Source organism: Patulibacter ginsengiterrae (genome assembly GCF_056269115.1).
On record NZ_JBWDOG010000001.1, the window covers coordinates 452814 to 473549 of the forward strand.

Annotated in this window: 19 protein-coding genes; 8 read left to right on the forward strand and 11 right to left on the reverse strand. The window is 73.6% G+C overall.

The window, feature by feature from the left end; all coding sequences use genetic code 11:
• Window positions 1-27: 27 nt before the first annotated feature.
• Entirely contained in the window at window positions 28-432 is a 405-nt protein-coding gene (locus ACVUH9_RS02035) for a DUF4259 domain-containing protein (protein WP_475753439.1), read from the reverse strand.
• Window positions 433-565: 133 nt separating this feature from the next.
• Here ACVUH9_RS02035 and ACVUH9_RS02040 point away from each other — a divergent pair, with 133 nt between their 5' ends.
• Window positions 566-868, forward strand: a complete 303-nt coding sequence (locus tag ACVUH9_RS02040) for a hypothetical protein (protein WP_475753440.1) — start codon at window positions 566-568, stop codon at window positions 866-868.
• A 348-nt stretch (window positions 869-1216) separates the two neighbouring features.
• Here the strand turns inward: ACVUH9_RS02040 and ACVUH9_RS02045 are convergent, their stop codons facing one another.
• From ACVUH9_RS02045 to ACVUH9_RS02090, 10 genes are all read right to left on the reverse strand, one after another.
• Complete coding sequence (locus tag ACVUH9_RS02045) at window positions 1217-2089, reverse strand: COG4705 family protein (RefSeq protein ID WP_475753442.1); 873 nt, start codon at window positions 2087-2089, stop codon at window positions 1217-1219.
• Between the two features lie 71 nt (window positions 2090-2160).
• On the reverse strand, window positions 2161-2649 hold the full coding sequence (locus ACVUH9_RS02050; RefSeq protein WP_475753444.1) for a nuclear transport factor 2 family protein: 489 nt from the start codon (window positions 2647-2649) through the stop codon (window positions 2161-2163).
• Window positions 2650-2700: 51 nt separating this feature from the next.
• Window positions 2701-3633, reverse strand: coding sequence for a DivIVA domain-containing protein (locus ACVUH9_RS02055; protein WP_475753445.1), 933 nt, complete (start codon window positions 3631-3633; stop codon window positions 2701-2703).
• Window positions 3634-3792: 159 nt separating this feature from the next.
• Window positions 3793-4659 carry an HhH-GPD family protein gene (locus tag ACVUH9_RS02060; protein ID WP_475753447.1) on the reverse strand — a complete coding sequence of 289 codons (867 nt, stop codon included), beginning with the start codon at window positions 4657-4659 and terminating at the stop codon, window positions 3793-3795.
• Window positions 4660-4701: 42 nt separating this feature from the next.
• The gene (locus ACVUH9_RS02065; RefSeq protein ID WP_475753449.1) at window positions 4702-6102 is read right to left on the reverse strand and encodes a hypothetical protein; all 1401 of its coding nucleotides are present in this window, start codon (window positions 6100-6102) and stop codon (window positions 4702-4704) included.
• A gap of 109 nt (window positions 6103-6211) precedes the next feature.
• Complete coding sequence (locus ACVUH9_RS02070) at window positions 6212-7405, reverse strand: pyridoxal phosphate-dependent aminotransferase (RefSeq protein WP_475753451.1); 1194 nt, start codon at window positions 7403-7405, stop codon at window positions 6212-6214.
• Between the two features lie 76 nt (window positions 7406-7481).
• Window positions 7482-8174 carry a type 1 glutamine amidotransferase domain-containing protein gene (locus ACVUH9_RS02075; protein WP_475753453.1) on the reverse strand — a complete coding sequence of 231 codons (693 nt, stop codon included), beginning with the start codon at window positions 8172-8174 and terminating at the stop codon, window positions 7482-7484.
• 155 nt (window positions 8175-8329) lie between these two features.
• Window positions 8330-8569 (reverse strand): hypothetical protein, encoded by a 240-nt coding sequence (locus ACVUH9_RS02080; protein ID WP_475753454.1) that lies wholly within the window; start codon window positions 8567-8569, stop codon window positions 8330-8332.
• A 105-nt stretch (window positions 8570-8674) separates the two neighbouring features.
• A complete protein-coding gene (uvrB, locus tag ACVUH9_RS02085; RefSeq protein WP_475753456.1) occupies window positions 8675-10681 on the reverse strand; it encodes an excinuclease ABC subunit UvrB in 2007 nt (668 codons plus the stop codon).
• Window positions 10682-10763: 82 nt separating this feature from the next.
• Entirely contained in the window at window positions 10764-13682 is a 2919-nt protein-coding gene (locus ACVUH9_RS02090; protein ID WP_475753458.1) for an ATP-binding protein, read from the reverse strand.
• Between the two features lie 155 nt (window positions 13683-13837).
• Here ACVUH9_RS02090 and ACVUH9_RS02095 point away from each other — a divergent pair, with 155 nt between their 5' ends.
• The 7 genes from ACVUH9_RS02095 to ACVUH9_RS02125 all read left to right on the forward strand — a co-directional run bounded on the left by ACVUH9_RS02095 (window position 13838) and on the right by ACVUH9_RS02125 (window position 20728).
• Window positions 13838-15268: a choice-of-anchor Q domain-containing protein gene (locus tag ACVUH9_RS02095; protein ID WP_475753460.1), complete on the forward strand. Its 1431-nt coding sequence runs from the start codon at window positions 13838-13840 to the stop codon at window positions 15266-15268.
• A gap of 47 nt (window positions 15269-15315) precedes the next feature.
• Window positions 15316-16065, forward strand: coding sequence for a class I SAM-dependent methyltransferase (locus ACVUH9_RS02100; protein ID WP_475753462.1), 750 nt, complete (start codon window positions 15316-15318; stop codon window positions 16063-16065).
• Window positions 16066-16210: 145 nt separating this feature from the next.
• Entirely contained in the window at window positions 16211-16654 is a 444-nt protein-coding gene (locus ACVUH9_RS02105; protein WP_475753463.1) for a DUF7144 family membrane protein, read from the forward strand.
• A 279-nt stretch (window positions 16655-16933) separates the two neighbouring features.
• Window positions 16934-17875 carry an ABC transporter ATP-binding protein gene (locus tag ACVUH9_RS02110; protein WP_475753465.1) on the forward strand — a complete coding sequence of 314 codons (942 nt, stop codon included), beginning with the start codon at window positions 16934-16936 and terminating at the stop codon, window positions 17873-17875.
• 62 nt (window positions 17876-17937) lie between these two features.
• Entirely contained in the window at window positions 17938-18726 is a 789-nt protein-coding gene (locus ACVUH9_RS02115) for an ABC transporter permease (protein ID WP_475753467.1), read from the forward strand.
• Between the two features lie 14 nt (window positions 18727-18740).
• Entirely contained in the window at window positions 18741-20081 is a 1341-nt protein-coding gene (locus ACVUH9_RS02120) for a sensor histidine kinase (RefSeq protein WP_475753469.1), read from the forward strand.
• Complete coding sequence (locus ACVUH9_RS02125; RefSeq protein ID WP_475753471.1) at window positions 20078-20728, forward strand: response regulator; 651 nt, start codon at window positions 20078-20080, stop codon at window positions 20726-20728. Before ACVUH9_RS02120 ends, ACVUH9_RS02125 begins: the two co-directional genes overlap by 4 nt.
• Window positions 20729-20736 lie beyond the last annotated feature (8 nt).

Below are 20736 nucleotides of genomic sequence, written 5' to 3' on the forward strand. Positions count from 1 at the left end.
ACCGTAGTGGTCCGACGGGCGATCGTCCTAGCGCGGGGCCAACCGCTCGCCGAGATCGGCGATCCTCGCGTCCCAGGCGGGGCCGTCCTCGCCCCGGTGACGCTGTTCGTAGAGCTCGCTGCGGGCCGGATCGGCGACGGACGCCAGCGCCCGGCGGGCCAGGTCGATCTCGCGTGCGAGCCCCGCGATCCGGGCCGCGAGCGCCGAGATCCGGGCGCCGTCCGTCCCCGAGACCGGGCGCCCGACCCCGGCGGCGACCAGCTCCGCCGCCGCGACCGCGATCTCTCCGTGAGGTTCCCCGACGAAGTTCCCGTCGTTGAGGACGGCCGTCAGCGCCTCGACCACCGCGGCCCCGTCCGGGTCCGCCTCGAGCCCGCTGATCCAGTCGAGTGCCGCGTCGTTCTCCAGACTCCGGACTCCCCAGGCACCCATCGCTCCAGGCTATCGGGCCGGTGGGCGCGGAGACCGCGGTCTGGACCCCGGCCGACGACCCCGTTTCGACGCGCCGAAGCCCGAATCCCCAGATAGAGCCAGGGGCGGTACCGAAACCACCTAGACTCCGGCGATGGGCATCGACCGGGCCTTCTCCAACTCCGAGCCGGCCGGCCGCCGTGCCCGCGCCGAAGACCTGCGCCGTGACTCCCACGTCGGGGTCATGGGCATCGGCACGCTCGCCTGCCCGCGCTGCGACGCACCGATCGCGCCCGGCCCCCGGCCGATGGTCCCGACCGACGCGGTCGCCTGCCCGATCTGCAGCCACGCGGCTCCGGCCCGGGACTTCCTCACGCTCGCCGCGCCTTCGCGTCCGGCGCGGGTCGTGGTCCGGCTGGTCCCGCGCCGCCGCTCCGCGTGGATCTACCGCCGCTGATCGCTCGCCGAGGCTCCGGTCGGCCTTCCCGGTCTCGTCGGGGAGGATCTGGTCGCGGGCGGGTCGAAGCTCACGGTCGGAGCGGCTCGGCCGCTCCAACCGGCGCACGTGTCCTCGCCGATCGGGTGGAGACGGCCGCCCGTCGAGACGGCTACCGTCTGACGTGGTCCTCCGGTCTCGCGATCCGGGCCGATTCCGCGCCCTCCTGGTCGGCCGCCACCGCGCTGCGAACGCGATCTCGCTCGCACGCTGGACCCGAAGGACGTTCGCCGCGAGCACCGATCGTGACGAACGCGGGACGCAACGAACGGCGATCGCCACGAACGCCGTCCGTCGACTGGCTCGCGCTCAGGCCGCTTCGGTCACCGGCCCACCGTCGCGCCCCGCAGCCTCCCCCGGCCGGAGCCGGCTCTCGTGGCCCGAGATCGGCTCCCCCACGGGGATCACGTCCCGGCGGGTGACCGTCAGATAGGCCACCAGCCCGAGGATCGCGGCCAGGAACAGCACGCTGGTCCCGGTCGTGCCCAGGCCCTGGCCGCCGTCCTGGCGCGGTTGGGAGAGGAAGTCACCGAGCGACGCCCCGAGCGGCCGGGTCAGGATGTACGCGGCCCAGAAGGCCAGGACGGCGTTCAACCCGAGGCGGAAGTGCGCGACGGTCACGATCGCGATCAGGCCGAAGAAGATCAGCGCCGAGACGAGGTACCCGAGGTTGACCTGCTCCGCAGCGAGATCCCCCGCCGCCGTCCCGAGCGCGAACGTGAAGAGGATCGCCAGCCAGTAGAAGCCCTCGCGGCGGCTCGTCACGATCGAGTGGATCGACAGCGTCCCCTCCCGCCAGAACCAGACCGCGAAGGTCACGGCCAACGCGAGCGCGAAGACGATCGTGCTGGTCACCAGCGAGACCCCGAAGCCGTCGGTCAGGTTGTCGGTGATCAGCGTGCCGACGACGCTGATCAGGACCACGGCGAACCAGTAGACGGTCGGGACGTATCGCCTGGTCCGGAACTGGACGAGCAGCGCGCCGAGCAGCAGCGCCCCCATCACGTAGGTCGTCCCGGTCAGGCCGAGCCCGAGGTTCGTGTTCAGGTTGTCGGCGGCGGTCTCCCCCACCGTCGTCGCGAGGATCTTGATGATCCAGAAGTAGAGGGTGACCTCCGGAACCTTGTTCAGCATCTGCCGAACCCGGGGTGCCCCGTCGTCGTGCCGCACGCTGGTCGTCATGGCCGCGACTGTCGCAACCGACGCCTGAACGTCGCCTGAGTGCCGGGCCGCGCCCGGCCTCGCCGGCCGCGCTAGGCCGCGGGCGAGGCGGCGCGGCGCGAGGCCGCGAGCTGGCCGAGCGCCTTCTTGCGCACGACCGACGGACCGATCGGGTTCCAGCCGATCAGGTAGGCGACCGGACCGAGTGCCTGCCGCGACCAGTCCCAGAAGGAGAACGAGTCGCGGTGGTCGGCGATCAGCCCGTCGGCGAACTGGAACTCGGCGTGGACCCGGTTGACGACCTTGCGGCCGGTCGACGAGAAGGTGTACGTCGCGACCCAGTCCGCACTCCCCCGGTCCCCGTCGACCACGATGTCGCGGACGCCGACCTCGAGATCCGTCGCGCTGCGGCACAGCATCCGCCACATCGCCCCGACGTCCTCGCCGTGCAGCTCCCCGAAGGCCGGGTCCTCGAAGGTCGCGTCCGGGGCGTAGGCCGCCGCCATCGCGTCCCCGTCCTTGCGGTCGAACGCGGCGTAGAAGCCCTTGAGCAGGGCGGCTTCGGTGATCGGATCGGGCATACCGTGCATACTGCCCGATCGCGGCCGGCGACCGGGAGCGGTTTGCGGGAGTCAGCCCTGGCGGGCGTAGAGGTCGTCGAGCAGGGCCGCGGGATCGTCAAGGTCGTAGTTGTCGGCCAGGTGCTGGCCGATCCGGTCGCGCGGGATGCCGTCGAAGATCATCGTCAGCGCGACCATCCGCGCGCCCGCCTCGTCGGTGCTGCGGTTCGCGGCCGGGGTGCCCTCGAGCGGCAGCTCGGGCGCGACCGGATCGGACGCCGCCGGGGCGGGAGCCGCGGGCGCGGGCGCCGCGGCAGGCTCCTCGGGCGCCGGAGTCGCCGCCGGGGCGACCGGGGCACCTGCCGCCGGCTCGGGCGCCGCGGACGTCGGCTCGGGCGCCGTGCTCGCGGCCTCGGTCGTCGCGGAGGCGTCCGCCGTCGGCGCACCGGGAACGACCGGGGCGGCGGGCGGGGCCGGGACCTCGACCGGGGACGCGACGGCCGAGACCGTCTGGTCGAGGCCACCGACCTCGGCGACCTGACCGTGCAGCGTCGTCAGATCGGCCTGGACGCTCTTGGCGGTCGTCCGCAGCTGGTCGAGCAGGCCGACGACCTCGGCCTCCAGCGCCTCGACCCGCTTCAGCATCAGCTCGGTCGCCTCCTGGACCGCGCCGACGTGGGCCTGCGCCTGGTCCGCCGCGGTCGCGCGGGTCGTCCGCGCGTCGTCGGCGGCAGCCGTGCGGACCTGCTCGGCGTCGTCCTTCGCCTGGCGTTCGATCGTCGCGGCGGTCGACTCGGCCGCCTCGACGATCGCGCGGACCTGCTCGGACGCGTTGCTCGCCAGCGAGGGGGCCGGCGGCGTGGCCGCTGGCGCCTCGGCCCCGGCCGCGCGCTCCTCGATCTCCTGCGCGATCCGCGCGAGGTGCTCGTCGACGGCAGCCGTCTCGTACCCCCGACGGGAGATGGGGAAGTCGCGCTTCTCGATGGTCTGGCGGTCGAGTGACACTCGGAGGGGTCCTTTCCAACAACGGGAGGACGGAGCATCGGCCCCGAACCGAGTCGCAATCTAACCGACCGGAGGATCGAAACTCCGTTCCTGCACAGATCCTTAACCCGATCGCCCCGGCCGCTGGACGGCGACGGCTCCGGATCGGGCGCACGGGCGCTATGCCGGCTCCGGCGCTGCCTCCGCCAGGATCGGCCCGCTCGCGGTCCGCGCCACCAGGCCGTCCTTGACCAGCGCGTCCAGCGCCCGCTCGATCCGCTCCGGCGCGATCCCCGAGGGCAAGTCGTCGGGAACCCGCTCGCCCCCGGCCAGAGCGGCGACGATCCGACCGCGCACGAAGCGGTCCGTGTCCTCGAACCGCACCCGGGTGCCCGAGGCCGCGCGGGCCGGGATCACGACCCGTCCGGAGGACGCGCACCACGAGCTCGCCGGGCAGCGGTCGCAGCGGGCGTCGCGGGCTCGGCAGACGGTTGCCCCGAGCTCCATCGCCGCCTGGTTCCAGGTCGCGGCCCGCTCGTCGTCGGGCAGCAGCTCGTGCGGGCTCCCGAGACCGATCCGCTCGGCGATCCGAACGGCGTTGGTGTCGACGGCCGCGACCCGCTCGTCGAAGGCGAACGACGCCACCGCCGCGGCGGTGTAGGGACCGATCCCGGGCAGCGCCCGCAGCCCGGCGGCGTCCTCCGGCCAGCCCTCGCGGGCGACGACCGCGCAGGCCGCCTGCAACCGGACCGCCCGCGAGTTGTAGCCGAGGCCGACCCACGCCCCGAGCACGTCGCGGCGGTCGGCGGCGGCGAGCGTGGCCACCGTCGGCCACCGCTCCAGCCAGGCCTCGTAGCGCGGAACGACCCGCGAGACCTGGGTCTGCTGGAGCATCACCTCGCTGACGAGGATCGCGTAGGGGTCACGCGTCCTCCGCCAGGGCAGGTCGCGCGCGACCGTCGCGTACCAGCCCAGGACCGCCGCACGGACGGCCGCGATCGGCTCGTCCGGGAGCATCCGGTGCTCGCTGGTCACGCGCGGACTCACCGGCCCCAGGCTAGCCGGGGCGGCGGCCCGCGCGGAGCGTCGCTACTTCTTCGCCGCGGTCGCCTTCTTGGCGGCCGGGCGGTTCTCCTTGAGGTAGAACGTCTCGCCCTTGCGGACGACCCGGACCGAGAGCCGCTCCTTGCTGGTGACCGGGCCCGGACGCAGCGCCCGGAACGTCAGCTCGATCTTGCGGGTGTCGAGGCGCTTGGAGACGATGTACGTCAGCCGCCCCTGGGTCCGCGTCTTGAGGCCGGTCTTGACCAGCTTGCGCTTGCCGCCGCGGGTCACGTGGTAGACGTCGACGCGCGCGCCGACGATCCCCTTGCCGGCCCGGTCGACGACCTGGCCGCGGATGACGGTCCGCTCGCCGTACGGGACCTCTGCGCTGCGCGGGTGCTTCTTGCCCTGCGGGAACCACGCCCGGACCTTCGCCTGACGCAGCCGGTCGTAGTCGCCGGGCCCGCCGATGCCGGTGCCGCTGCCGTCGGGACCGTCGATGTTGATCCGCGGGAACTGCGTGACGCTGACCGCCGCCGTGTTGCCCGCGGCGTCCTCGACCTCGGTCTGGACGGTGTGCGGACCGGGCGAGAGCTTCGTGTAGTCGACCGCGACCTGACCGCCGGCGACGCCGAGCGGGCACGGCTGCGGGGCCAGGAACTGGTGGCCGTCGGCGTCGGCCGGGTTGGCGTCGGTGCAGGGGTCGGCGCCGAGCGCGATGCTGGAGAACGGCGCGCCGTCGACGAGCGTGTTGACCCGGTAGAGGCCGCCGCCCTGATCGGTCGCGTCGAACTTGACCTTCAGGACACCGCTGGTGTCACCGGCGTCGATGATCCCGTTGTTGTAGACGACCGGCTTCTGCGGATCCTTGAGCGTGACGACCGCCTGGTTGATCGCGACGCTGGCGGCCGGGTTGGTGCAGGAGGCGAAGCCGACGAGGCCGCAGGTCAGGTTGATCGTCAGCGCGCTGGCGTCGAGGCCGGGCTTGCTGACCGGCGTGTTGAGGTCGGCCTGGCAGGCGTCGCCGTCCTTGACGCAGCGCTCGAGGTCCTTGTTGTTGCCGTCGGGGGCGCTGCCGCTGGCGACCACCGAGTAGATCGTCGAGGTGTTCGCCATGCCGGCGAAGCCCTGGGTCAGGCGCAGCATGTTCAAGCCCGAGATCCGGGTCCCGGCCGGAGCGGCGAACGCCCACTGGGCGCCCTGCCCGCCGCCGGCGTTGGCGCCCAGGCCGAGGGTGAACGGGCCGCCGCTGGTGCAGGCGTTGGCGACCGACGCCTGGGGCGTCGCCGCCGTGTTCCAGCCGGTGGCCGGCGCCGGCGCGCCGGCTGGGCCCTTGCAGGCGTACACGGTGTAGGTGCCGTCGGCGGCAGAGGCCCCGGCGGGGGCGATGACGGCGAGCGAGAACGCGGCCGCGAGAGCGGCGCGCAACAGGGGACTACGGGGCACGAGGCCTGTCCTTTTTCGTGCGGAGAGCGGAGGGGGAAATGGGTGCCACCGGCCGGGGAAGAGCCCTCCGGGGACACACAGCGGCGCCTAGTCTATGTGTCCACTGAATCTAAAGACGGGTACGAAATCTCCCGCCCAGGGTGGAGAGTCGCCCGGCCGCTTCGTCGATCACCTCGTCGCGCTTGCAGAACGCGAACCGGACCAGCGGCCGACCGATCTCGACGTCGTCGTAGAAGGCGACCGTCGGGATCGCCACCACGCCCGCCCGCTCGGGCAGCGCGCGGCAGAACGCCTCGCCGTCCTGCTCCCCGATCGAGCGGATGTCGACGGTCGCGAAGTAGGTCCCCGCCGGGTGCAGGACCTCGAGCCCGGCCGCCTCGAGACCGGCGCAGAGCCGATCGCGCTTGCCGCGGAGGGCCGCGCGGGCGTCCCGGAAGTAGCCGTCGTCGAGCGCCAGCGCGTCGGCGACCGCCAGCTGGAGCGGCCCGTGGCCGGAGAAGGTCAGGAACTGCTTGGCCGCCGCGACGGCGTCGACCAGCGCCGGCGGGCCGGTCACCCAGCCGACCTTCCAGCCCGTCAGCGCGAACGTCTTGCCGGCCGAGGAGACGGTCAGCGTCCGCTCCGCCATCCCCTCGAGCGTCGCCAGCGGGACGTGCTCGCCGTCGAAGGCGAGGTGCTCGTAGACCTCGTCGCAGAGGGCGATCAGGTCGTGCTCGCGGCAGATCGCGGCGATCGCCTCGAGCTCCGCTCGGCTGAAGACCTTGCCGGTCGGGTTGTGCGGCGAGTTGAGCAGCAGGATCCGCGCCCGCCCGCCCTGGTCTCCCCCGCCGACCACCGCGGCCCGCAGCGCGTCGACGTCGAGGCCGAACTCCGGCGGACGCAGCGTCACCACGCGGCGGTGGGCCCCGGCCATCGCGATCCCCGCTGCGTAGGAGTCGTAGTAGGGCTCGAACGTGACCACGGCGTCGCCCGGATCGCAGAGTCCGAGCAGCGCGGCGGCGATCCCCTCGGTCGCCCCGACCGTGACCTGGACCTGACGGTCGGGATCCAGCTCGATCCCGTAGAAGCGCCGCTGGTGGGTGGCGATCGCCCGACGCAGCTCGGGCACGCCGCGGGCCGGCGTGTACTGGTTGGGGCCGGCGCGCAGCGCCGCGGCGGCGACCTCGACGATCGCGGGCGGCCCGTCGGCGTCGGGGAAGCCCTGCCCGAGGTTGATCGCCCCGGTCCGATGGGCCAGGGCGGTCATCTCGGCGAAGACCGTCGTGCCGAAGCCCTGGAGGCGCCGGGCAGTCGCGTGCGGCATGCCGTGCAGGGTAGATGGTCGATTCCGCGGACTCGTGGAGGTCGTGGAATCGATCGTCTCGGCGCTGGCGACGCGCCTAGCCCCGCAGCTCGGCGATGACCGCCTCGCCCACCGCCCGCGCGCTGCCCGGGTTCTGCCCGGTGATCAGCCGACCGTCGCGGACCACGTGGGTCGCGAACGGCTGCTCGGCGACGCTGTAGTCGGCACCGAGCTTGCGCAGCTCGTCCTCCAGGCTGTACGGCACGGCGTCGTCCCGTTGGGCGAGCTCCTCCTCGTGCCAGGAGAACCCGGTCAGCCTGCGACCGGCGACCAGCGGCGTGCCGTCCTCCAGCGGGACGTTGAGCAGGCCGCAGGGGCCGTGGCAGACGGCGGCGACGATCCGGCCGGACGTGAAGAACCGCGCCGTCAGCGCGCCGAGGTCGTCGCGCCGGAAGTCGAACATCACGCCGTGGCCGCCGGTGAAGAAGACGCCGTCGTAGTCCGCGACGTCGACCGCCGCGATCGGCTTGGTGTCCTCCAGCAGGTCCATGAAGGCGCGGTCGGCGTAGCGGCGGTCGGTCCCGAGCTCGGCCAGCACGTCGTGGGCCAGGCTCTCGGGGTCGATCGGGATCAGTCCGCCGTCGGGACTGGCGATCTCCAGCGCGAAGCCGGCCTCTTCGGCGACGTCCCAGAAGTGCGTCAGCTCTCCGAGCCAGAGGCCGGTGCGGTAGCCGACCTTCTCGTACTCGCCGACGTTGGTGACGATGATCAGGATCTTGTTGGTGGGCACGGGGCGCTCCTCGCGTCGATCGTGACGGCCCGGCGCGGCGACCGCCGCGGCGGGAGGATCCGTCGGGCTGCCGGGCACCGGACCTTCAGGAGTCCGTCGCGCACCGGCCGGGCCCGGCTGCTCGGGCGGCCGATGCGTCTCCCGCCGTCTACCCGTTAGGCAGCGGGCGGAAGCGGCGGCTCGGGCCGGGCGGTGCGCTCGGGGTGCGGGGCCTCGGCCAGCAGCTGGTGGAGGATCAGCTGGCGACGGCGGTCGCGGTGGCGGGAGGCCGGCAGCGCGATCAGCTCGGCGCGGCTCGTCCGGTCGGAGCCGCTGATGATCTCGAGCTTGGGGGCATCGGGGTTGTAGCGGGGGGCGTTCGGCACGATCTGGTCCTTCGCGGCGGGGGTGAGCATCGACCGCCTACGACGATGCCGCCAACCGCTCTCGGCAAGCTGGTTGCTTGCTCACGATCGCCGAAAGATCTCCGCACGGAAACGTGAGAAGGACGGCCGGACCGCCTACGCCGCCTCGCGCCGTTCGATCGTCTGCCGCAGCTCGCGGAGGTCGTCGCGGAGCGCCGCCGCGTGCTCGAAGCGCAGCTCCTCGGCCGCGGCGAGCATCTCCTCCTCGAGGTTGATGAAGCGCTCGTTGAGCTGCTCGATCGTGAGCTTGTCGGTCTCCTCCGCGGCCTTCCGTCGGCGCTTGCCCTTGGGCAGCTTCGACTCCGACTGGAGGAACTCGCCGATGTCGCTGACGCCCTTGGCGATCGTCGTCGGCGTGATCCCGTGCTCCTCGTTGTAGGCAAGCTGGATCTTCCGGCGACGCTGGGTCTCGCTGATCGCGAACTCCATCGCGTCGGAGCGCTTGTCGGCGTACATCACCACCCGACCCTCGACGTTGCGGGCGGCACGACCGATCGTCTGGATCAGGGCGGTCCCCCCGCGGAGGAAGCCCTCCTTGTCGGCGTCGAGGATCGCCACCAGGGTCACCTCCGGCAGGTCGAGGCCCTCACGCAGCAGGTTGACCCCGACCAGCGCGTCGAACTCCCCCAGCCGCAGCTCGCGGATGATCTGGATCCGCTCCAGCGTGTCGACGTCGCTGTGCAGGTAGCGGACCTTGAACCCGTTCTCCAGCAGGTAGGTGGTCAGGTCCTCCGCCATCTTCTTGGTCAGCGTGGTGACCAGCGTCCGCTCGTTGCGGTCGACCCGCTGGCGGATCTCGTTCATCAGGTCGTCGGCCTGGCCCTTGGTCGGCCGGACGTCGATCTCGGGGTCGACGATCCCGGTCGGCCGCACGATCTGCTCGACGACGGCCCCGGACCGGGCCTGCTCGAACTTGCCCGGCGTCGCCGAGACGAAGACCATCTGCGGCGTGATCGAGAGGAACTCGTCGAAGGTCTGCGGGCGGTTGCCGAGCGCGCTCGGGAGCCGGAAGCCGTAGTCGACCAGCGTCTGCTTGCGCGAGCGGTCGCCCTCGTACATCCCGCCGATCTGCGGGACGGTCTGGTGCGACTCGTCGAGGAAGCAGACGAAGTCCTCGGGGAAGTAGTCGAGCAGGCAGTACGGCCGCTCGCCCGGCTTGCGTCCGTCGGTGATCTGCGAGTAGTTCTCGATCCCGTTGCAGAAGCCCATCTCCCGCAACATCTCCATGTCGTAGCGGGTCCGCTGCTGGAGCCGGTGGCTCTCGAGCTGCTTGCCCTCGTCCTCCAGCTGCTTGATCCGTTCCTCGAGCTCGCTGCCGATCTCGTCGACGACCCGCTCCATCTGGCCCTCGGGCGTCGTGTAGTGCGACGCGGGCCAGATCGCGACGTGCTCGAGGTCGTCCTCCAGCAGCTCGCCGGTCAGGGTGTCGAGGTGCTGAAGCCGCTCGACCTCGTCCCCGAAGAGGGTCACCCGGTAGGCCGTCTCGGCGTACGCGGGGAAGATCTCGATCGTCTCGCCGCGGGCGCGGAAGGTCCCTCGCGAGAGCGCGGTGTCGTTGCGCTGGTACTGGATGTGGACGAGCTTGGAGAGCAGCTCGTCGCGGTTGACCGTGTCCCCCTGCTTCAGCACGATCAGGTTGCGGTCGTAGGTGTCCGGCGAGCCGAGGCCGTAGATCGCGGAGACGGAGGCGACGATCACCACGTCGCGGCGGGCGAACAGGGCCGCCGTGGCGGCGTGGCGGAGGCGGTCGATCTCCTCGTTGATCGCCGAGTCCTTCTCGATGTAGAGGTCCTTCGACGGGACGTACGCCTCGGGCTGGTAGTAGTCGTAGTAGCTGACGAAGTACTCGACCGCGTTCTGCGGGAAGAACGTCCGGAACTCGTTGCAGAGCTGGGCGGCCAGCGTCTTGTTGTGGGCCATCACCAGCGCGGGACGCTGGAGGCGCTCGATCGTCGAGGCCATCGTCATCGTCTTGCCGGTGCCCGTCGCCCCGAGGAGGGTGGTGAACGGGGCGCCTGAGTCGACGCTGGCGACGATCTGATCGATCGCCTTCGGCTGGTCGGCCTTCGGGGTCCACCCCGAGGCGAGCTTGAACGGCGGCATCCTCGTCGAGGTTACCGGGCGCCGCGGTCGGCCAAGCGAACAGACGTTCGCCACCGCCGGGAGCGTCGCCGCGCGACCGCCCTCAGGTCTCGGCGGGGGCCCCGGCGAGGGCCGCGGCCAGCCCGCTCCGGGCCGAGATCCCGACCTTCACGAAGACGCTCGCCAGGTGGCTCTCGACCGTCTTCTCGCTGAGGAACAGCGTGGCCGCGATCACCCGGTTCGTCTCCCCGGCCGCGGCCCGGTCGGCGACCTCGCGCTCGCGGACGCTGAGCGCGGCGACGCCCCCGGCGTCGGCCCGGCCGCCCCGCCCCCGGCGGCTGACGCGGCGGCCGATCCGGCGCAGCTCACGGACGGCGTCGCTCCGCAGGCCCTCGGCACCGCACGCCAGCAGCGTGACCTCCGCCGCCCGCAGCTCGACGGCGGCCTGCTCGCGGTCGCCCTCCGCGACCAGCGCCCGGCCCGCGACGGTCCGCGCCCGACCGGCGTCGACGCGTGCCCCGAGCGCCTCGGCCAACTCCGCCGAGCGGCGTGCGAGTCCGGCCGCGGCCACGGCGTCGCCCGCGGCCAGCCGCACCTCGGCCTCGGCCCGGTCGGCCATCGCCCGCGCGAACGGCAGGTCTCCCGCTTCGCTGACCACCCGGGCCCGCTGCGCCCAGCCGGCCGCCGCCGCGGGTCGGCCGGCGACCAGCTCGGCACGGGTCAGGACCTCGTAGCAGGCGGCCCGATGCGCGGGGAAGAACCACGGCAGATCCTCCCCTCCCTGCCCCTCGAGCAGCACCGAGACCGCCCGCTCCCCCGCTCCCGCCGCGACCAGTGCCGCAGCGAGCGCCCAGCTGCAGCCGGCGGCGATCGTCGAGCCCGCAACCGCCTGGGCCGCCGCCACGGCCTCCTCCCCGACCCGCACCGCCCGGCTCGGGTCGCCCGCCGGCTCGAGCGCGGTGCACTGCGCGAACAGCGCCCAGACGAGGGTGTGCTCGTTGCCCATCAGGCGGGCCTCCTCGACCGCCGCATCGGCGACGTCGAGGGCCTCCGTCACGCGACCGCAGCCGCTGAGCGCCAGCGTCCGGCCCACCAGCAGCTCGATCACGAGCATCGCCCGACCGCTCTCGCGGGTGATCGCCAAGCCGCGCGCGAAGTGGGCTCCGGCCCGCTCGAAGCGACCCATGAACCATTCGGCCCAGCCGAGGTAGAGGAACGTCTCGAGCCGCGCCGCCAGCGCGTCGTCGTCGAGCGCGTCGACCAGCGCGGTCGCCTCGAGGCAGCGGCGGTCCGCCTCGGCGAAGCGGCCGACCGAGTACTCCGCGAACGCCAGCGCCGAGGCGGCGGCCGCAGCCGCCGGACGATCGTCGAGCTCGCGCGCGCCGTCGAGCGCGGCGTCCGCCGATTCGCGCATCAGGTCGAAGTCGGCCCCGAGCGAGGCGTCGGCGGTCAGCTCCAGCCGGAGGGCGACCGCTGCCCTCAGGGACCCGTCCGTGCTCGCGTCCGGCAGGCCGTCCAGCGCCGCCAGCAGATCAGCGCGGGCGACACCGAAGCGTCCGAGCAGGCGGTCGACCGCCGCCGCGCCCGCGAGCAGCAGGACCCGCTCGGGAGCCTCGACCGCGGTGCCCTCGATCGCCTCGGCCAGGACGGTCCGCGCCGGCTCGAAGCGGCCCGCGGCCACCAGCGCCAGGCTCAGCCGGGGCAGCAGCTCGCGGCGGCTCCCGCTCCCCGGACCGTGCTGCGGAGCCAGCCGGACCGCGGCCTCCAGCCATCGGGCGGACGCCGCCGGAGCACGGGCGCCGACCTCGCCAGCCGCCCGTGCGAGCAGCTCGACCGCGACGGCGTCACCGGGCGACGCCGCCTGCTCGACGTGATGCGCCTGCGCCGCCGCGCCCGCGCCGATCGCCGCCAGGCCCCGCGCCGCCCGCGCGTGCGCGGCCAGCCGCCAGCCGGTCGGCGTCGCCGCGTAGACGGCGTGGCGCAGGAGCGGGTGACGGAAGCGGAAGCTCCGCGGCGTCGCGTCCTGGCGCACGAGGCGCGCCGCGAGCAGCTCGTCGAGCAGCTCGAGGCCGTCGGACTCGGCGAGCCCGGCCACCGTCGCCGCCAACCCCGCCTCGAACGGGTCTCCCGTGACCGCCGCGCCTTGGAGCAGGAGGCGTGCTCCGGGCGAGAGCGGGGCCAGCTCCTCGGCCAGCGCCACCGCCACGGCCGCCGGGACGCCGTCGTCCCCGAGCCCCTGCGCCCGCTCCTCAGCGGGCGCGTCCGCGCGGGTACGGACGGCGTGACGCCCGAGCTGCTCGGCGTAGAACGGGTTGCCGCCGCTCTCCGCGTAGAGCGCCGCGCGACGGGCCGGAGTGAGCGCCGCCGGCAACAGCCGCTCGACCTCGTCGCGGCTCAGCGGGCCGAGCGCGACCCGCTGCAGGCCGTCGGTCAGCGCCGCCTGCGCGAGCGCCGGGCCGAGCGACGACGGCAGACGGCCCGTGCGGTACGCGACGGCGAGCACCACGGTCGCGTCGGCCGGCCGCCGGACGAGCGAGGCGACCACCTCGGCCGAGGCCGCGTCGGCCCAGTGCAGGTCGTCGAGCACCAACGTCAGGCCGGCGCCGACGGCCAGCCGCTCGAGCAACGAGCGAACCGCTCGGTGCAGCCGGTAGCGCTCACGCTCCGGTGGGGCCGGGAACTCGTCGCCGAACGGCCTCAGGGCCGGGAAGACCCGGGCAAGCTCCGCCAGGTGGTCGGGCCCGAGGCGCCGCAGCCGGTCGGCGGGCACCGCCTCCAGATGGCGGTCGAGCGCGTCGACGAGCAGCCCGAAGGGGACCTCGCGCTCGTACTCCGACGCCCGCCCGGCCAGGACCAGCGAGCCCCGCTCCGCGGCTCCCGCCGCGAGCCGCTCCAGCAACGTCGTCTTCCCGATCCCCGGCTCGCCGACGATCTCGAGGGCGGCGGCGCAGCGGCCGTCGAGCGCCCGGAGCGCGTCGTCGACCGTCGCGAGCTCACGCTCCCGGCCGACGAACGACGACACGCTGGACCTGGGGGCAGAAGCCATGACGGGTCCGGCAGTCTGCCCGGCCGGGGGCGTCACCACAAGCGTTGGGCCATCCCGCCCGGCTTCGGTTCCGGGTACGGATCCGGGTTCTCGGGGTTGTGGCGGCGCCGACGGGAATGGACGATGGACTGGTGCGCGCCGATCTCCTTCCACGCCGGACCACCGGCCTCCTGTTCCTCGCCGGCTCGGCCCTGCTGGTCGCCGCCCCCGCCTCCGCCGCTGTTCGCCACGCCGCGCCGAGCGGGGCCGGAACGACCTGCTCGTCCGCGGTTCCCTGCTCGTTCGTGACCGCGATCGGCCCGGATCTCTCGACCGGCGACGAGGTCGTCCTGGCGGCCGGCGACTACCCGACCCTGGCGGGCCAGACGGTCGTCCCGAAGAGCGGCGTCGAGCTCCACGGGGCGTCGCGGCAGGCGCGGGCCGTGCTCCACATCGGCGGAGGCGGGCAACTGCAGGTCTTCGGGACGAACCGGATCTCCGACCTCGACATCGAGTCGACCTCGTTCTCCCCCGCGCTGAAGCTCGACAGCGGCGGCACCGGAGACCGGCTGCGGATCGAGGCCAGCGGCAGCAACAGCGCTGGCGGAGGGCTCGAGCTCTACGGCGGCACGCTCAGCAACTCGGTGGTCCGGTCGACCACCGCCAACGCCCGAGCGGTCCAGACCCGCCCCAACGGCTCGATCGTGACCGCCACGCTGCGCAACGTCACGATCATCGCCAGCGGTGCCGGTGGCACCGGGTACTACGTGGCCGCGTCCGGCAGCGTCGGCACCACGACCGCGAACCTGACCAACGCGATCGTGCGCTCGACCCAGGGCGTCGGAATCGCGTCGAGCACCGGTGGCGGCACCGCCGCCGCCCACGTCAACCTCGATCACAGCAACATCGACACGTCGACCGAGGGCACCGGTGCGACGCTCGCCGACCTCGGCGGCAACCAGATCCAGACGCCGGTCCAGCTGGTCGACATCGCCGCCGGCAACCTCCGTCAGCTTCCCGGCTCGCCGACGATCGGCGCCGGCCGCAACGACCCGGCCAACGGCCCGCTCGACCTCGACGGCAACCCGCGGCAGACCGGGACGACCGACATCGGTGCCTACGAGCAGCCGGCCCCGGTCGTCGTTCCGCCCGCCGACCCCGGCGTCACCCCGGGCACGGACCCGGGCACCGACCCGACCGCGCCCCCCGCTGCTCCGCCCACCGACAGTGGCGCACCCGTCCCGCCGCCGTTCGTCCCGAAGGCGGACGCGCCCGGTCCCGCGGTGCCCGCCCGCCTGACCTCCCGCAAGCTGAAGGTCCGCAGCCACCGCGCGGTCGTCGGCCTGAGCTGCCCGGCGTCGGCCCGCAACGGATGCGCCGGGCGCCTCGTCGTCGGTCTCGCCGGACGCCCGTCGGTCGCCGTCGACTACCGGCTCGCGGCAGGCAAGCGGAAGACGCTCCGGCTGCGGCTCTCGAAGGCCCAGGAGGCGCGCGTGCGTCGTGCCGGCCGCCGCGGCCTGCGGACGACGGTCCGGCTCTCGTCGGCGCGCACGACGGTCGCGGTCGTGCTCCGCCGCCGGTAGACGAGCAGAGGTTCCCCGCCGTCGGCGCCGTACCCTTGGTCGCGACGATGGCCGACGACCTCGACCCGAACTTCCCCTACGGCCTCGACCGGCCGCGCCAGGCCCGGGGCACGCTGACCGCCGGAATGGCCCTCGGCGTGCTGGCCCTGGTGCTGGCGTTCGTGCTCGGCGAGCTGGGTGGCCCCAACGGCCTGATCATCCTGGCGCTGCTGATCGCGTTCGTGATCGTGCTCGTGATCAGCGCCGGGCTCTTCCGGACCTCCCGCACGACCAAGATCCAGGCCGCGGACCGGATGCTGAACGGGCTCGACCTGGTCGGCGACGAACGGGCGCTCGACCTCGGCTGCGGATCGGGGCTGCTCTGCGCCGGGCTCGCCGTCCGGCTGCCGAGGGGCAACGTGATCGGCGTCGACTCGTGGGTCGAGAACCAGCTGCTGCCGACCGGCAAGCCGCTGGCCAAGAAGACGCTCCAGCTGGCCGGCGTCAAGGGCGTCCAGCTGCGAACCGGCACGATCCGCGAGCTGCCGGTCAGCGACACGAGCATCGACCTCGCCGTCTCGCGCGACGCGCTCTCGATGCTGCCCCGCGGGACGGCCCGGATCGAGGCCGTCCACGAGCTCGCCCGCGTCGTCCGTCCCGGCGGCCGGGTCGCGCTGCTGGAGCCGTCCGGCACCGGCCAGCTGGCGGCCCAGCTGCGGGAGGCCGGATTCACCGACGTCGAGCGTGGCCCCCGCTGGTGGATCCTGATGCCGCCGCACCGGCTGATCACGGCGACCCGCGCCGCCGACGCCGCGTAGCCGCGGGCTCAACCAGCCGCATCGGCGCCGAAGCGGCCAGCGGCCGCGAACGCACGGTCGGTGACGCGGCCGTTCCCCGCGCGGCACGAGCTCCGGGGATACTGGCCGGGGCATCCCGCCCCCAACCCACCAGAAGGACACCACCGTGTCGACCCCGCCTGCTGCGTCCCCCGAGCCCGACGTCCCCGCCCGTCCAGCCACCGTCAAGGGAGCCGGCCTCAACGGCTGGCTCGCCTTCGCGGCGATCGTCCTCTTCCTCAGCGGCTGCTTCGGCGTCCTCTACGGCCTGACGGCGATCCTCAACGAGGACGTCATCACCGTCGGAGGCGGCGAGGGCGTCGTGATCTGGGACCTGACCGCCTGGGGTTGGATCACCCTGATCATCGGGGCCCTGATGATCGCCACCTCGATCGGGCTGGTCACCGGCCGCGACGGCGCCCGCTGGCTCGCGATCGGCTTCGCCGCGCTCAACGCCCTCGCCCAGTTCGCGCTCGTCACCGCCTTCCCGCTCTGGGCGATCCTGATCATCGCCCTCGACGTGATCGTGATCTACCAGCTGCTGGTTCGGTGGGAGGTCCCGCTCCGCTGAGCGGACCCCGCGCTCGAAGCCGACACCCGGCCGCCGTCCGCGGCAGCCGGCCACGGCGCCCGATCTCGACGGGCGACCGGGCGCAGTCAGACGACCGGAGCAGCGAACGGTGGATGCCCGCGTCCACCGTTCGGTCGATGGCCCGGCTCCCCCCTCCCGCCGCCCGATCCTGGCCATCCAGGCGATGTGCGAACGGCCTCGCGCCGCGATCCTGGTGAACGTCCCGTCGTCCTGCCCTGAGGGCCGGACGGGACGACCCACCGGACCCCACGGAGCGCGATGAACGTCATCGAGGTCGAGCACCTGCAGAAGCACTACGGCACCACCGTCGCCGTCGACGACGTCTCGTTCTCGATCGAGGAGGGCGAGATCTTCGGGGTCCTCGGCCCCAACGGCGCGGGCAAGACGACCACGGTCGAGTGCATCGCCGGTCTCCGTCGCCCCGACGCCGGCCGGATCGACGTGCTCGGACTGTCGCCGGTCCGCGACCGCGACGCCCTCCGGCGGGTGCTCGGCGTCCAGCTCCAGCAGAGCCGGCTGCCGGACAAGCTCCGCGTCGACGAGGCCGTCGCCCTCTACGCCTCGTTCTACGCCGCCCCCGCCGACGGCGACCGGCTGCTCGCCGCGCTCGGCCTCGACGAGGTCCGCGCGACCCGCTTCGCCCAGCTCTCGGGTGGCCAGCAGCAGCGGCTGTCGATCGCGCTCGCCCTGATCGGCCGGCCGCGGATCGCGATCCTCGACGAGCTGACGACCGGGCTCGACCCGCAGGCCCGCCGCGACACCTGGGGCCTGATCGAGGCGATCCGGGCCGAGGGGGTCACGATCGTCCTCGTCACCCACTTCATGGAGGAGGCCGAGCGGCTCTGCGACCGGCTGGCGCTGATCGACGGCGGGCGCGTCGTGGCCATCGACAGTCCGAGCGGACTGGCAGCGGGCGTCAGCGGCCGCGCCGGCCAGCGGCTGCGGTTCCGGCCCTCGCGGCCGTTCGACGACCAGCTCCTGCTCGCGCTGCCGGAGGTCGGCTCCGTCGACCACGACGGCGACGAGCTCCAGATCACCGGCGACGACCAGGTCCTCGCCGCCGTCGCCACCGCCCTCGCCCGTGAGGGGATCGTCGCCGAGCGGTTGCGGGTCCAGCAGACCAGCCTCGAGGACGCCTTCGTCGCGCTCACCGGGCACGGCGGCACCCGCGTCGCCGACCGCAACGCGGCCGTCCGATGACCGGCACGCCCGACCGCGCCGTCGCCGGCCCAACCTCTGCGCCCACCACCCGGGACCCCCTCATGGCCAGCTCCTCCCGCGCCCCGTCCACCGCCCCCGACTCCAGCTCGCGCCGCGCCGGACGGGTCCTCCTGCGGACCGAGCTCCGGCTCTTCCTCCGCGAGCCCGTCACGCTCTTCTGGGGGATCGCGTTCCCCGTCGTCCTGCTGGTCGTGCTCGGGTCGCTCCGCTCGTCGCGCCGCCCCGACCCGGACTTCGGCGGCCTGCGGTTCGTCGACGTGTACCTGCCGGTGATGTTCGCCTTCGTCCTCGCGATGCTCGCGATCAACGCGCTGCCGCCGCTGCTGGCCGGGTACCGCGAGAAGGGCATCCTGCGCCGGCTCTCCACGACGCCGCTCCCGCCCTCGCGCCTGCTGGCCGCGCAGCTGCTGATCCACGCCGCGGTCGCCGTCGCCGCGATCGCACTGCTGGTGGCCGTCGGGCGTCTCGCCTTCGGTGTCGCCCTGCCGCAGCAGCCGGTCGGATTCGTCGTCGCGCTCGCGCTGGCGATCGCCTCGGTGCTCGCGATCGGCCTGGTCGTCGCCGCGGTCGCCGCGACCACGAGGATCGCGAACGGCGTCGGGATGCTGCTGTTCTTCCCGATGATGTTCTTCGCCGGCCTCTGGCTTCCGCGCGACTCGATGCCCGCGGCGCTGCTCCACGTCAGCGACGCGACCCCACTCGGCGCGGCCGTCCAGGCCCTGCAGGACAGCACCGGCGGCGACTGGCCCGCTCCCCTGCACCTGGGCGTGATGGCGGTCTGGGCGATCGTGCTCGGCGTCGTCGCCACCCGCGCGTTTCGCTGGGAGTAGCGTTGCCTCGACCGATGGCCCGCGCCACCCGCCACCCGCGTGTTCCGCTCGGCGTCGCGCTGCTGCGATCGAAGCCGCGCGCGACCGACGAGGCCCGCCTGGAGGACTGGACCCGGCGCGAGGCGCCGATGCTCGAGCTGCTGCCCTACGGCCTGCTCGCGGTCTGCATGCTGATCAGCGTGATCGTGCGGGGCCCGAGCGGGGCGCTCGCGGTCGACCTGACCCTGTCGGCGCTCGCCGGGCTCTGGATCCTGTGGATGGTGACGCTGCACCCCACCTGGGTCGGGCGCCCGCGGCCGATGGCGGTCTTCTTCCTCGGCCTGTTCGCGCTGATGGCGGCGCTGGTGATCCGCCAGCCGTTCTACGGGTTCTTCGCCTGGTCGGGATTCCTGTTCGTCTTCCGGATCGTGCCGCACCCCTGGCGGCTGGCCGGCACCAGCGTCGTCGCCGCGATCCTCGGCACCAGTCAGAACGGGGGCCTGCCCGGCGACGGCGCGGGATCGGTCGGCGTCTGGCTGGCCCTGATCACGATCAACCTCGTCGTCGCCGGGCTGATGAACTGGCTGACCGAGCTCGGAGAGCAGCGCGCCGAGCAGCACCGGCGCACGATCGACGAGCTGACCGGGGCCAACGACCGGCTCGAGGCGTCGCTGCGCGAGAACGCCGACCTCCACGCCCGGCTCGTCGCCCAGGCGCGTCAGGCCGGCGTCCAGGACGAGCGGCAGCGGATGGCCCGCGAGATCCACGACACGCTCGCCCAGGGCCTGGCCGGGATCATCACCCAGCTGCAAGCCGCCGAGCGCACCGACCGTGACGATCCCGCCTGGCAGCGCCACGCCACCGCGGCGACCACGCTCGCCCGCGAGAGCCTCAGCGAGGCGCGCCGCTCGGTCCAGGCCCTGCGGCCGGAGTCGCTCGAGTCGGCGCGGCTGCCCGAGGCGCTCTCCGACGTGGTCGCCCGCTGGTCGTCGCTCCACGGCGTGCCCGTCCAGGTCATCACGACCGGCGAACCGCGGCCGATGCACCCGGAGGTCGAGGTCACGCTGCTGCGAACCGCCCAGGAGGCGCTCGCCAACGTCGCCAAGCATGCCTGCGCCAGCCGCGTGGGCCTCACGATCAGCTACATGGAGGACCTGGTGACGCTCGACGTGCGGGACGACGGGGTCGGCTTCGTGCCCGGCCGGGCGGCCGACGCCGTATCCACGACCGGCGGTGGCTTCGGGCTGACCGCGATGCGCCAGCGCGTCACCGGGCTCTCGGGCACGCTCGAGATCGAGTCCGAGCCGGGCGGCGGGACCGCGATCTCCGCCAACCTGCCGGCGCTCGACGTCGCCGGGCCCCGGGAGCCGGCGTGAGCGGCCCGGTCCCCGTCCGGCTGCTGATCGTCGACGATCATCCGGTCGTCCGCGACGGGCTCAGCGGGATGTTCCGCGGCGAGCCGGGGTTCGAGGTCCTCGGCGAGGCCGCCGACGGTGCCGAGGCCGTGCGCCGGACCATCGCGTTGAAGCCCGACGTGGTCCTGATGGACTTGCGGATGCCCGGGACCGACGGCGTCAGCGCGATCACCCAGCTGGCGGACCGCCAGGTCGCCGCGCGGGTGCTGGTCCTGACGACCTTCGACACCGAGAGCGACGTGCTGCCGGCGATCGAGGCCGGGGCGACCGGCTACGTGCTCAAGGACGCTCCCCGGGACGAGCTGCTGCGGGCCGTCCGGGCTGCGGCGCGGGGCGAGGCGGTTCTGGCTCCGTCGGTCGCGACCCGTCTGATCGGGCAGGTCCGCCGCCCGGCTGAGGCACCGCTCAGCCCGCGCGAGCTGGAGGTCCTGGAGATGGTCGCCGCCGGCACCACCAACCGCGAGGTCGCTGCCCGGCTGTTCGTCAGCGAGGCCACGGTCAAGACCCACCTGCTGCACGTCTACGCCAAGCTCGGCGTCAACGACCGGGCGGCCGCGGTCGCGGAGGGCTTCCACCGCGGCCTGCTGACCCCGCGGGCCAGCCGTTAGGCCGCCAG